Here is a 12,979-nt window from a genome sequence, read left to right on the forward strand (position 1 = left end):
GGGCATGCTGCGCACGTACTGGAACGTGCTGCTGCCGATCTCCATCCCGAGCTTCGTGGTGGTCCTCATCTGGCAGTTCACCAACGCCTGGAACGACTTCCTGTTCGCCGTGTTCTTCTCCTCCAGCCAGAACGGTCCCGTCACCGTGGCACTGAACAACCTCGCCAACGGGGCCCTGCTGCAGAACTACGGCGTGTCCATGGGTGGCGCGCTGCTGGCTTCCTTCCCCACCCTGCTGGTCTACATCATCCTCGGCAAGTACTTCGTCGGCGGTCTCATGTCCGGCTCCGTCAAGGGCTGAATCTCGACGCTCCGGCTGTTCGCTATGCTCCTGGGCACCACCACCCAGCCGAACGGCGGATGCCACCCCAGACGGAGTCCAGGCGCCGCGCGGTCTGGGCCTCCAGCGACGAAGGAAGTTCAGGACCACCAGATGCGAGTGACTCGGAGGACGACGGCGGCGGTGGCGACAGCTGTCGCGCTCATCATGACGCTTGCCGCCTGTGGCGGCACACCCGGAGAGGCCGCAGCACCATCCGTCAGGAACCACACCAATGTCAGTGTGTACACCTGGTGGGCCGCCGGTGTGGAGAAGACAGGGCTGGACGCGCTGGTCACGGTGTTCGAGGAGCAGCACCCTGACATCGAGTTCAAGAACGACAGCGTCACCGGCGGTGGCGGCTCCGCCGCCAAGGACAACCTCCAGTCGCGCCTGGAGAACCAGAATCCGCCGGACACGTTCCTGGTCCACGCCGGCGCGGAACTCGACGACTACATCAAGGGCGGCTACGTCCAGGACGTGTCGGGCCTGTACAAGAAGTTCGGCCTGACCGATGTCTTCCCCAAGGACCTGATCCGTCAGCTGTCGACGGACGACGGGAAGATCTACTCGGTCCCCTCGAACATCCACCGTGCGAACATGATGTGGGCCAATCCCAAGGTGCTCCAGGACAACGGGATCGACCCGTCCGCCGAGTACGACAGCATCGACGCGTTCATCGCCGATCTCGACAAGCTCGAGCAGGCAGGCGTCACGCCCCTGTCGGTCGGGACCACGTGGACGCAGGTGCACCTGCTGGAGACCGTTCTGCTGGGCACCCTCGGCCCTGATGCCTACAGCGGGCTCTGGGACGGCACCACCGACTGGACGAGCCTGGAAGTGACCACGGCACTCCAGAACTTCAAGACGCTGATGTCGTACACGAACGCCGACCGCTCGAACCTTGACTGGCCCGAGGCCACCCAGATGGTCATCGACGGGGACGCCGCGTTCAACATCATGGGCGACTGGGCCGTGAGCGCGTTCGACGAGGCGGAGATGAAGCTGGGCACGGACTATGTGGCCGTCCCGGCACCCGGCACGGCGGGCACGTTCGACTTCCTCGCGGACTCCTTCACGATGTCCGCGAACATCCTGGACCCGGAGAACACCGAGGCCTGGCTCGAAACCGTCAGCTCGGTGGAAGGGCAGGTGACGTTCAACAAGATCAAGGGCTCCATCCCTGCCCGCACCGATATCGACCGCGACGAGTTCACCGAGTACCAGCGAATGGCGATCAAGTCGTTCGACGAGGACACGATCGTGTCCTCGCTGGCACACGGTGCCGCGGTTCCGGTGTCGCGGCTCAACGCGATCACCGAGGCCACGAACGACTTCGTCGGCGACAACGGCCACCAGGACGTGGCGACGTTCCAGGCGGCTCTGGCGGCCACCACGAACTGACGTCTCACGCGGTTACGCCGGACGCATGAGTGCGCCGGGGTGGCGGGTTCTGGAACCCGCCACCCCGGCGCACTCACGTGTGGTGGCTCATCCAGTTACCGCAGAATGCGTCAATCCTCATGGACGGACGTCCTAGTCGTTGCATCTATTACCGGCGGCATCATGAGCAGCACCACCACCGCCACGGCCAACAGGACGACCGTCCAGCCTCCGATCACCGCCCAGAGCGCCCCTCCGCCCAGGATCCCCGTCAATCCCACGAGGATCTGGAAGATCTGCCATGTCATGGCGAATCCCCGCGCCATCCGCACGCCCCGCGACAACGCACGTCCCGCGGCCACCAGCGCCCACGCCGCTCCACCCAGCGCGAGCACGAGGAAGATGGATGCCCCCGGGGCGGCGGAGCCGCGGAACACCAGTTCCGCGAGGATCGCCAGCGCGAACGCGGCGACGCCGACGGCCTCTACCACAAGGAGCACCAGGAGGGAACGCAGGAATGGCAAAGATCTGCTCACAGTATCGGCTTTCGGGTGTGAGGGTGACGGATGAGATAGCGATGAAGTGCAGATTCACAATAATGTGACGGAAACCTCACCGGCTGGCGCGGGGAAAATTTGCGACAACCCCTTGTGCGGGGCTTCACGAGATGTGAACCTAGTACCAGCAAGCCCACCCCCCGAACACACCTGAGGTTCGAGCGCCCTCGGCGCACTGCGGCCGAAAACGTTGCATGCCGCCCGCACACGGACGCGGTGCATGCCCGGCCGGTCTGCGCCCCCAGAACGCACGACGACGGCGCGGGTCATCGCGGCCCGGCACCCGGACAACAGGTACGTTCCACCACAAGGAGTATCCGACATGGACTGGCGCCACCGTGCAGCGTGCCTCGAAGAGGACCCCGAGCTGTTCTTCCCCATCGGCAACACCGGACCTGCCTTGCTGCAGATCGAGGAGGCCAAGGCCGTATGCCGTCGTTGCGACGTCGTCGACACGTGCCTCAAGTGGGCGATCGACTCCGGCCAGGACTCAGGCGTCTGGGGCGGCATGAGTGAAGACGAGCGCCGTGCGCTCAAGCGCCGCACCGCGCGCGCCCGCCGCGCCGGCTGAGCGGCACCCCCAGCGGTCACGCACCCCCTTCTCGTCGGCGAAGCGCCCGGGCCTCCCCCATCGCCCGGGCGCTTCGTCGCGTCCGGGGGCGGGTCGCACCGCGCGCCGGGGTCCGTCACGACGCCCGGCCGCCGCCGTCGCGCAGCACGAGCCGGAGCTCGACCTCGGTGCCTCCGCCATCGCGGGCGGACCACTCGATCGTCCCGCCGAGCTCGTTGAGCACCAGCGTCCGCACGATCTGGGTCCCGAGGCCGCTGCCGGGTCCCGCCCCGCCGCCGGGACCGCCGCTCTCCTCGGGAGGCAGCCCGACGCCGTCGTCGGACACGAGCACCCGCATGTCGCTGCCGCTGCGTTCGACGTTCACCTCCACGGTGCCCGACGCACGCCCCGGGAACCCGTGCTCCACGGCGTTCGTCACGAGCTCGGTGAGGACCAGAGCGAGCGGCGTGGCGTCCTGCGCCGGCACGAGTCCGAACGAGCCGTTCCGCACCGTCCGGACCGTCGTCTGGGCGGACGCCACATCCGCGGTGAGGCGCAGGGCCCGACCGACCATGTCGTCGAGCTCCACCTGCTCGTCGAGCGTCTGCGAGAGCGACTCGTGCACGAGCGCGATCGTCGCCACGCGGCGCATCGCCTCGTCCAGGGCCGCACGCGCCTCGGGCACGTCCATGCGCCGGGCCTGCAGCCGGAGCAGCGCGGCCACGGTCTGCAGATTGTTCTTCACACGGTGGTGGATCTCCCGGATCGTGGCGTCCTTGGTGATCAGCTCCCGCTCGCGCCGCCGCAGCTCCGAGACGTCGCGGCACAGCAGCACCGCCCCGATGCGATGGCCGTGGTCCGTCAGCGGCATGGCGCGCAGCGACAGCGCGACACCCCGGGCCTCGACATCGGTGCGCCACGGCGCGCGGCCCATCATCACCAGAGGGAGTGACTCGTCGACGGGATTCGCCTGCCGCTCGATGACCCGGGCGACGACCTCGACGAGCGACTGCCCGCCCAGCGGCCCGATGACGCCGAGCCGGTGGAAGCACGACAGCGCGTTGGGGCTCGCGTACAGGACCTCCCCCTCCGAGTTCAGCCGGATCAGGCCGTCCCCGACCCTCGGCGCTCCCCGTCGCGGTCCTGTCGCGGCGTTGGGCAGCGGGAACTCCCCGCGCGCGATCATCGCGACGAGGTCATCGGCCGCCTCGACGTAGTTCAGTTCGAGACGGGACGGCGTCCGGCCCGACCCCAGGTTCGTCTGCCGGGAGACGACCGCGATCGCGCGCCCCTCGTGCACCACCGGAACCGCTTCCTCCCGCACGGCGTACGCGCCGAACCACCGCGGCTCCCGCGCACGCTGGGCGCGGGTCTCCTCGATGGCGCGTCGCAGCTGCGGACGTTGCCCCTCAGGCGCGAAGGACCCGACGATGTCGTCGTAGTGCACGGTCGAGCCGGTCGACGGACGGCACTGCGCGAGCGCGACGAACCCGCCGTCCGTCGTCGGCAGCCAGAGCACCAGGTCGGCGAAGGCCAGGTCGGAGATCACCTGCCAGTCACCGACGAGAAGATGCAGCCACTCGACGTCGGCCGGCTTGAGCTCGGCATGCTCGAGGATCAGGTCACTCATCGCGGACACGGCTCAAGCGTAAGAGATCGGCCGGGCATCACGGCCCGGCGTCCTGCGGCCGGCCCCACGCCGCCCCCGGCCCCGGGGCGGACGACCCCACGACGTCCGGCCGCCTCGTGATCGACCACGCCGACCACCCGCGGGAACCAGCGGGCGACCCCGACACGTTACAGTTCTGATCACCGGCGTGACCGACCCTGAAGGAGAGCACGTGCACCTGACGGTCGACCTGACGTACCCCGCCAGCCTGGACGAGGTCTCGGCGATGCTCGCCGACGTCCGATTCGTCCGCTGGCGCTCCGAGCGCGCCGTGCGCGCCGGTACACCGGGCGGTGGCACGGTCGAGCGAGCGGACGTGACGGGCTCGGCGGACCACGGGTTCACCGTCGTGGTACGCCGGACGCTCGCCACGGACCAGATCCCCGCCCACGCGCGCTCCTTCGTGGGTGGCGCGCTCGAGATCCGCCAGGCCGAGGCCTGGGAAGCGGCGTCGGACGGCCGGCGCGTGGGCACCCTCTCGGTGGAGATCCTCGGGGCACCGGTGCGCATCACCGGGACGGGCCGCCTGCAGCCCCTGCCCGACGGCGGCACCCGCCTCACGTACGACGGGGACGTTCGTGCGACGGTCCCCCTGTTCGGCGCCGTCGTCGAGGACGCCGCGGTCAAGGCCGTCCGCACGGCACTGGAGGAAGAGGGCGAGGCGGGCCGCGCATGGCTCGCCGGCGAGCGGCCGTAGCCCCCGGACGGCGCGGGTGCGCCCCTGCCGGCCGGAGCCGCGCGCAGACGCGTCCCGATGCCGGCACATCACGGGTGCCGATCCCATCACCCCTGGCCAGAGGCGCGCGGGATATTAACCGGTTCACATCCCACCTGCCAACTCGACAGCCGTGGGGACGGGGTGAAGACTCCAAGAGCCGTGTGACACCTGCCGTCCGGCCGGTTCCGGCTTGACAGCGCACAGGTATCGGACCACGATCGACCGAGCATGGGAGCGCTACCACACCGATCGGGGCGCTGCCGACCGACCCGGGTCGCACTGCCGCGCCCGCACACGTCGAAGGGAACACGATGGACGTCGAGATCGCAGCAGCGACCGGATCCGCGGGCGGCACGGCGGCCGCTCCGGGGACCGCGCTCCCGTACACCCCGAGCGCGCCCCGCCCGGCGCGCGGTGCCAACGGGAACGGACGGGTGGACTTCCCGCGCGGCTTCCTGTGGGGCGCGGCCACGGCCGCCTACCAGGTCGAGGGCGCGGCGCACCTGGACGGACGGGAGGACTCGATCTGGGACGTCTTCGCACGCGTCCCCGGCGCCGTCCTGAACCAGGAGGACGGCGAGGTCGCCTGCGACCAGTACCACCGGTACCCGGCCGACGTCGCGCTCATGAAGGAACTCGGCATCAAGGCCTACCGGTTCTCCACGTCCTGGGCGCGCATCCAGCCTGGTGGCCGCGAGTTCAACGCCGCCGGCCTGGACTACTACGACCGCCTCGTGGACGAGCTCCTCGCCGCCGACATCCTGCCGTGGCTCACGCTCTACCACTGGGACCTCCCCCAGGGCATCGAGGAGGACGGCGGCTGGCCCTCCCGGGACACCGCCCACCGGTTCCGCGACTACGCGGTGGCGACGCACGAACGCCTCGGCGACCGGGTCGGTGTGTGGACCACGCTCAACGAGCCGTGGTGCGCCGCGTTCCTCGGGTACACCGGTGGCCAGCACGCGCCCGGGCGCCAGTCCCGCGAGGACGGCCTGGCGGCCGCGCACCACCTCATGCTGGGCCACGGCCTCACGATCCAGGCACTGCGCGAGCGGGCGCCGGAGGCCAACCTCGGGATCACGCTGAACTTCGAGGTCGAGGACCCGTTGAACCCCGACGACCCGGCCGACGTGGAGGCCGCCCGGAAGCTCGACGGCGCCTTCAACCGCATCTTCGCCGACCCCGTCCTGCGCGGCGCCTACCCGGAGGACGTCCTGGCCGACGTCGAACCGTACGGTCTGGCAGAGCGCATCCACGACGGCGACCTGGAGATCATCTCGACGCCGATCGACACCCTCGGCGTGAACTACTACCACGGCAACGGCGTCGCGGCGGTTCCCGCCGCGAGCCCGCTGGCCGGCAACGCCCCGCTCAGCCGGGCGACGTCGTCCCCCTTCCCCGGCGCGGACGGCGCCCACGTCCACCCGCGCGGCCTGCCGGTCACCGGCCAGAACTGGGAGGTGCAGCCGGAGGGCCTGACGCGGCTGCTGCTCCGGCTGCAGGAGGACTACACGGGCCCTCGCGGGATCGCCCTGTACGTCACGGAGAACGGCTGCGCCTACGACGACGCCCCGGACGCCGACGGCTACGTCGCCGACCACGACCGCATCGAGTTCATCGACGGGCACCTGCGCGCCATCAAGGACGCCATCGACGAGGGAGCCGACGTCCGCGGCTACTTCGGCTGGTCGCTGCTCGACAACTACGAGTGGGCCTGGGGTTACGGCAAGCGGTTCGGACTCGTCCGTGTGGACTACGAGACGCAGGAGCGCGTCGTCAAAGCCTCGGGACGCTGGTACGGTCAGGTCGCAACGGGAGGCTCCGTGCCGGAGCTCCCGGCACGCTGAGCCACACGGCCGGACGGGCCGGACGGCCCGTAGGACCGACTGACCAAGGGGGTGCGCGCTGACGCCCGACGGACCACCGACGTTGGACGATGTCGCGCGCACTGCCGGGGTCTCCCGATCCACGGCCTCTCGCGCCATCAACGGCGGCCTGCGCGTCTCCCCGGAGGCGCAGGCCGCCGTCGACGACGCCGTCGCCCGGCTCGGATACTCGCCCAACCGCGCCGCCCGGTCCCTGGTGACGCGGCGTACCGACTCGATCGCGCTGGTGATGCCCGAGCCGGACGAGCGCATCTTCACCGACCCGTTCCTCGGCGCCACGCTGCGGGGTGTGTCGGCGGGGCTCGCCGGCACGGATCTGCAGCTCGTCCTGCTGCTCGCGCGGCCCGGCGAGCACCCGGGCCAGATGGCCCGCTACCTGAGCAGCGGACACGTCGACGGCGTCATCGTCACCTCCCACCACCGGGGCGACCAGCTGGAGCAGGAACTGGCGGGCGGGTCGCTGCCCGCGGTGTTCGTGGGGCGGCCGTTCACGGACGCGGGACTGCGCTGGATCGACGTCGACAACGTGGAGGGCGGGCGTGTGGCCACGCGCCGCCTCATCGAGCGGGGATGCCGCCGCGTCGCGACCATCACGGGCCCGCTCGACATGACGGCGGGTGTGGACCGCCTCGCGGGCTGGCGCACCGAGATGCGGGCGGCCGGGATGCCGGACGACGCCGTCGTCGAGGGTGACTTCACCGTGGCCGGCGGGACGGAGGCCACCCGGCGCCTGCTCGACGAGCACCCCGACGTGGACGCGATCTTCGTGGCGTCCGATCTCATGGCGGAGGGGGCGCTGCAGGTGCTCGACGCACGGGGGCTGTCGGTCCCGGGCGACATCGCCGTCACCGGGTTCGACGACCTGGGCATCGCAGCCTCCACGACACCCCGGCTGACCACGGTGCGCAACCCGGTCGTCGAGATGGTCAACTCGGCCACGAGCACGTTGCTGGCCCTGCTGGCGGGCGACGACGTTCCCGCCGAGCCCCAGGTGCTCGAGGTGGAGCTGGTCGAGGGCACCTCGGCGTGACGCGTGCTGCCGGGGGCGGTGTCCTCCCGGCACACGGGAGGACGCGGGTGGCCGGACGGACCGGGTGCGCTCCTGCCCTGCCGCCTCGGATGCGGGAAATCCCTCCGGTGTGATCATGGACGCATGAGCCTGCTCGTGAACGTCGACAACTTCGCGCGCGCCGAGACGCACCGGATGATGCGCGACCTGCAGGAAGCGGCCGGAGGCGTCAACCAGCTGGTTCACAACCGTGCGCCCACCGCCGTCGACCAGCAGACCGTGATCCGCATGAACCGGGACACCCTGTACAGCTACGCGGTGGTCGACGTCGGCGCGGGCGCCACGCTGACGATTCCGGAGCACGGTGAGCGCTACCTGAGCGCGATGGTCGTCGACGAGGACCACTACGTCGGTGCAGTGCTCCACGACGCGGGCGACCACGAGCTCCCGCCGGGCGGCTCCGGGGGGACGCATGTGGCGCTCGTGATCCGGATCCTGGTGGACCCCGCAGACCCGCGGGACGTGGCCGAGGTCGCCGCCCTCCAGGACCGGATCGCCCTGACGAGCCGGGCGGCGGCCCCGTTCGAGATGCCGGACTACGACACGGCCGGCCTGGACGAGACCCGTGAGGCTCTCCTCGTGCTGGCACGCAACCTGGGTGGCTTCGACCACGCCTTCGGAGCGAAGGACGAGGTCGATCCGGTGCGCCACCTCGTCGGTACCGCGGCCGGGTGGGGCGGGCTGCCCTCCACCGAGGCCATCTACGTCAGCGTCGACCCGCGGCTCCCGGTCGGTCGCCACGAGCTGACCGTCGGGCAGGTTCCGGTGGACGGGTTCTGGTCGATCTCGGTGTACAACGCGGAGGGCTTCTTCGAGCCGAACTCCCGGGATGCCTACACGATCAACAACATCACGGGCGTCAGGAACGACGACGGGACCATCACGGTCCGGTTCGGCGAGCATCCCGCCGACGTTCCCAACGTCCTGCCGATCACCGAGGGGTGGAACTACGTGGTGCGTCTGTACCGCCCACGGGCCGAGATCCGCGACGGCCTGTGGACGTTCCCGACGCTGAACCCGTAGTGCCGGTCACGCCGGCGGTCAGCGCCGGATGTGCCCGTAGCGGTGCATCGTGCGGCTGATCGCCTGCTCGCGGAGCATCGTCAGGAGCTCACGACGCCCGCTGGCCAGGACCGGCCCGTCCAGGACGGTGACGGTCGCCAGCCGGGAGGCCGCGGCCTCCCGCAGCCCCGGAGCCTCGCCGATCACGCGGATCCGCCCGGTGACCAGGCCGTCCGCCACGGCCTCGGCGAACTCGTCGTGGGTCAGGTGTCCGACGGCGGTCCGGGGCGTGCCCGGCGCCACGGTGCCGTCACCGGCCGGGACGGTCCGCGACACGTCGACCGGTACACCCGCTCGCCGCGCGGCCGCGAGCACGCGCTTCACCTCGACGTCGCGTGCGCCGTCGCCCACGCGCAGCGTCAGGCCGGGCACGGGCCGGTAGCGGAACACGTTCGCCTCCGCGTCGAGCCCGGTCGGGTCGTGCTCCATGCCGAACTCGCGCGTCCACCAGCCGTCGTCGTCGGCCATGGCCGTCTCCAGCCAGGCGTCCGGGTCGTCGTCCCGCGACGGGACGTGGGCCGCGTCGGTCCACCGGCCGAGCTGGGCCACGTAGTTCGGACCGCCGGCCTTGGCACCCGGTCCGACCGACGACGCCTTCCAGCCGCCGAACGACTGCCGCTGCACGATCGCTCCGGTGATGTGCCGGTTCACGTAGGCGTTACCCACCTCGACACGGTCGAGCCAGCGGTCGATCTCGGTCTCGTCCAGGGAGTGCAGGCCGCCGGTGAGGCCGAACGAGACCGCGTTCTGCAGCTCGATCGCCTCGTCCAGCGTGCGGGCCGTCATGATGCCGAGCACCGGCCCGAACACCTCGGTCAGGTGGAAGAACGAGCCTGGCCGGACGCCCTCGCGCACGCCCGGCGTCCACAGCCTGCCGTGCGCCAGACCGGCCTCGCGGGCCGCGGCGTCCAGGCGGCGGGGGCGCACCAGCCACGACTCGCCCGGCTCCAGCGTGGTCAGCGCGCGCAGCAGCTTGCCCTGCGCCGGCTCCGTGAGTGGCCCCATCACCGTGGACAGAGAGGTCGACGGCCCTACGGCCAGCGAGCGCACCGCGTCGACGAGCTGACGCCGGAACCGTTCCCCGGTCACGCTCGCCGGGTCGCCCACCGAGCCCACGAGGATCACCAGCGACGCCGCCGAGCACTTCTGCCCGGCGTGCCCGAACGCGGAACGCACCACGTCCGCGACCGCGAGGTCCAGGTCCGACGAGGGCGTCACGATCAGCGCGTTCTTGCCGCTGGTCTCGGCCAGGACCTGGAGGCCGGGCCGCCAGGAGGCGAACATCTCGGCGGTCTCGATCGCGCCGGTCAGCACCACGCGGGCCACACCGTCGTGGGTCACGAGGCGGCGGCCGAGGTCGCCGTCGGGCACGCGGACGTACTGCACGACGTCGCGCGCGACGGCCGGGTCCAGCCCGATCTCCGGGGCCACCTCGTCGAGCGCGGCGTGCACCGCGTCGACCGCCAGCTCGTAGCAGCGCGGGGTGGGCGGCGCCGGCTTCGCGATCACGGCGGAGCCTGCGGCGAGAGCGGCGAGCACACCGCCGATCGGGATGGCGACCGGGAAGTTCCACGGCGGGGTGACGAGCGTGACGCCGTCCGGGTGGAACTCGGCACCCGGGTAGGCCCCGGACGCCGGGTCGAGGCGCTCGGCGCTCACCGCGTAGTAGGCGGCGAAGTCGATCGCCTCGCTGATCTCGGGGTCCACCTCGGCCACGGTCTTGCCGGCCTCGTGCACGGCGGCCGCGACCAGGTCGGTGCGCGCGGCCTCCAGGTGGCGGGCGGCGGCGCGCAGCACCCGGGCGCGGTCCGCGGGAGCGACCCGGGACCAGGCGGCAGTGGCCCGGCCTGCCGTGGCGACGACCTCGTCCACCTGCTCGGTGGTCGCGAGCGGTGCGGTGATCGCGGGAACGAAGCCGGAACGGTCGCTGACCACGTCGGCCGCCCAGTCCCGCGAGGCGGCGACTGCCGGGTCGGTGTCCACGGCGTGACGGAACCCGGTCGAGTTGTCGGCCGGCAGCGCGCTCCCGGGCACGCCGGTCGCCTCCAGGCCCGGTCCGGCCGCGCCGGCCTCGTCCGGGCGGGCGGCGCCGCGCGGTACGCGGCGGGGGGCGACGTCGGACGGCTCGTAGTGCACCCCGTGGGTGACCGACGCCCGGAAGGCCGCCTCCTGCAGCTCCATCGGGTCGGCCGCCTGACCGGCCTCGTGCGACTCGGCGAACATCGCGTACACGAAGTTCTCCTTGGTCGCGTTCTCCTCCAGACGGCGCACCAGGTAGGAGATGGCGACGTCGAAGTCCTCGTCCCGCACCACCGGCGTGTACAGCACGACGCGCCCGCCGTCGGGCTTGATCTCGTCGCGCACGGCCGCCGACTCGGCGGGCGCCATGCCCTGCAGCATCTCGATGTCGAGCGCGTCGGCGACGCCGCGGCCGCGGGCCAGCAGCACCGCCAGGGCCACGTGGTAGAGGTTGTGCGACGCCGCGCCGATCCGGACGGCGGCGGACCGCTCGGGCCGCAGCGCGTGGTCGAGGAGGCGCACGTAGTTGGCGTCGACGTCGGGCTTGGTCGGGTAGGGCGCCTGCGGCCAGTCGTGCAGGGCTGCCTCGACGCGCTCCATGGACAGGTTCGCGCCCTTGACGAGGCGGACCTTGATCCGGGCGCCGCCGGACTCGACGCGCCGCTGCGCGAACACGGTCAGGTCGTCCAGCGCGCCCGCGGCGTCGGGCAGGTATGCCTGGAGCACGATGCCGGCCTCGAGCTCGCGGAACTCGTCGCGGTCGAGGATCGCCTTGAACACCTCGGCGGTGAGGGCGAGGTCCCGGTACTCCTCCATGTCGAGGTTCACGAAGACGCCGTGCTCGCGGGCCGCGCGGTACAGCGGGATCAGGTGCTCGACCACACGGTCACGGGAACCCGGCAGGTCCCAGGTCACGAGCTGCGCCGCGACGCTGGACACCTTGACGGAGACGTAGTCGACGTCGGGCCGCTCGACGAGCTTGATCGTGCGCTCGAGGCGTGCGGCCGCCTCGGCCTCGCCGAGCACCGCCTCGCCGAGCAGGTTGACGTTGAGGGTGTAGCCCTGCGCCCGGGTCCGGGACAGGTGGGCGGTGAGGCCCGGGCCGGCGTCTGCCACGAGGTGGCCGACGAGCTGCTTGAGGCGGGCGCGGGCGGCAGGAACGACGACGGCGGGCGCGACGGGCGCGGCCAGCGCCCCGGCCCGGAACAGGAGCTTGTCGACCGGCCCGAGGAACGTGGCGGAGCCGGCCTGGTCGCCGAGCCGGGCAAGGGCCCGGGCGGCGACGCGCGAGTCCTGGGGACGGGCGACGTCGTCCACGAAGCTCATCGCCAGCTCGAGGCCGGCGGGGTCGGAGACCAGGGCGCTGAGCGACTCGGAGGCGCGCGCGGCGGCGCGGTCGGCGGCGGACGGGTGCGCCGCGCGCCGCTCGCTCGCACTGATCCAGCGGCGGGCGAGGACGACGGCGTCGTCGGCCAGGGACTCGGCGGAGACGGCGGCGCTCGTGACGCCGGCCGGCACGTCGTCGTGCACCGAGACTGCACGGGGATGCTGGGCGGAACTCTTCATGGTTACAGGGTGCACCCTGCGCGGACGGACCGTATTGGCGGATTCCCTCGTCCCCGGGGAGGTTTGCGGTCAACGCGGTGACAGCGTGACGCCAGGTCGGCACCGTGGCGGTGGGCCGGGACGGCCGGCCCCTGCGAAGGGGCTGTCTCTTATACACATCTGACGCTGCCGACGATAAGGC

General features: G+C 71.6%; 9 protein-coding genes and 1 pseudogene. 7 read left to right on the forward strand and 3 right to left on the reverse strand.

The annotated features are described in order from the left end of the window. Positions 1 to 301 (forward strand): annotated as a pseudogene (locus HGK34_RS20895) (carbohydrate ABC transporter permease); the annotation flags it as partial. 261 nt (positions 302 to 562) lie between these two features. Further along, complete coding sequence (locus HGK34_RS20900; RefSeq protein WP_307816152.1) at positions 563 to 1,723, forward strand: ABC transporter substrate-binding protein; 1,161 nt, start codon at positions 563 to 565, stop codon at positions 1,721 to 1,723. Positions 1,724 to 1,833: 110 nt separating this feature from the next. Here the strand turns inward: HGK34_RS20900 and HGK34_RS20905 are convergent, their stop codons facing one another. Beyond that, entirely contained in the window at positions 1,834 to 2,202 is a 369-nt protein-coding gene (locus tag HGK34_RS20905) for a hypothetical protein (RefSeq protein ID WP_201851112.1), read from the reverse strand. Positions 2,203 to 2,581: 379 nt separating this feature from the next. On the opposite strand from HGK34_RS20905, the gene HGK34_RS20910 reads away from it, so the two are divergent. Next, positions 2,582 to 2,830 (forward strand): WhiB family transcriptional regulator, encoded by a 249-nt coding sequence (locus tag HGK34_RS20910; RefSeq protein ID WP_123813288.1) that lies wholly within the window; start codon positions 2,582 to 2,584, stop codon positions 2,828 to 2,830. 115 nt (positions 2,831 to 2,945) lie between these two features. Here HGK34_RS20910 and HGK34_RS20915 read toward each other — a convergent pair whose 3' ends face one another. Continuing rightward, a complete protein-coding gene (locus HGK34_RS20915; RefSeq protein ID WP_201851119.1) occupies positions 2,946 to 4,439 on the reverse strand; it encodes a sensor histidine kinase in 1,494 nt (497 codons plus the stop codon). Between the two features lie 187 nt (positions 4,440 to 4,626). Here HGK34_RS20915 and HGK34_RS20920 point away from each other — a divergent pair, with 187 nt between their 5' ends. The 4 genes from HGK34_RS20920 (at position 4,627) to HGK34_RS20935 (ending at position 9,174) form a co-directional block, all read left to right on the forward strand. Continuing rightward, entirely contained in the window at positions 4,627 to 5,175 is a 549-nt protein-coding gene (locus HGK34_RS20920) for a DUF2505 domain-containing protein (RefSeq protein ID WP_307816155.1), read from the forward strand. Between the two features lie 332 nt (positions 5,176 to 5,507). Continuing rightward, positions 5,508 to 7,043: a GH1 family beta-glucosidase gene (locus HGK34_RS20925; RefSeq protein WP_201851114.1), complete on the forward strand. Its 1,536-nt coding sequence runs from the start codon at positions 5,508 to 5,510 to the stop codon at positions 7,041 to 7,043. An 82-nt stretch (positions 7,044 to 7,125) separates the two neighbouring features. Continuing rightward, the gene (locus HGK34_RS20930) at positions 7,126 to 8,112 is read left to right on the forward strand and encodes a LacI family DNA-binding transcriptional regulator (protein WP_244667028.1); all 987 of its coding nucleotides are present in this window, start codon (positions 7,126 to 7,128) and stop codon (positions 8,110 to 8,112) included. Between the two features lie 123 nt (positions 8,113 to 8,235). Continuing rightward, positions 8,236 to 9,174, forward strand: a complete 939-nt coding sequence (locus tag HGK34_RS20935; RefSeq protein WP_201851116.1) for a DUF1214 domain-containing protein — start codon at positions 8,236 to 8,238, stop codon at positions 9,172 to 9,174. An 18-nt stretch (positions 9,175 to 9,192) separates the two neighbouring features. Here HGK34_RS20935 and HGK34_RS20940 read toward each other — a convergent pair whose 3' ends face one another. After that, positions 9,193 to 12,798, reverse strand: a complete 3,606-nt coding sequence (locus HGK34_RS20940; protein ID WP_201851117.1) for a proline dehydrogenase family protein — start codon at positions 12,796 to 12,798, stop codon at positions 9,193 to 9,195. Between the last annotated feature and the right edge of the window lie 181 nt (positions 12,799 to 12,979).

It is taken from the genome of Myceligenerans indicum (assembly GCF_016742955.1).
GTDB lineage: Bacteria > Actinomycetota > Actinomycetes > Actinomycetales > Cellulomonadaceae > Myceligenerans > Myceligenerans indicum.

Excerpts from the sequence above, each read along its gene's own strand:
- HGK34_RS20910 (WP_123813288.1), top strand. The coding sequence starts at position 2,582 with ATGGACTGGCGCCACCGTGCAGCGTGCCTCGAAGAGGACCCCGAGCTG.
- HGK34_RS20915 (WP_201851119.1), bottom strand. The coding sequence starts at position 4,439 with ATGAGTGACCTGATCCTCGAGCATGCCGAGCTCAAGCCGGCCGACGTC.
- HGK34_RS20925 (WP_201851114.1), top strand. The coding sequence starts at position 5,508 with ATGGACGTCGAGATCGCAGCAGCGACCGGATCCGCGGGCGGCACGGCG.
- HGK34_RS20935 (WP_201851116.1), top strand. The coding sequence starts at position 8,236 with ATGAGCCTGCTCGTGAACGTCGACAACTTCGCGCGCGCCGAGACGCAC.
- HGK34_RS20940 (WP_201851117.1), bottom strand. The coding sequence starts at position 12,798 with ATGAAGAGTTCCGCCCAGCATCCCCGTGCAGTCTCGGTGCACGACGAC.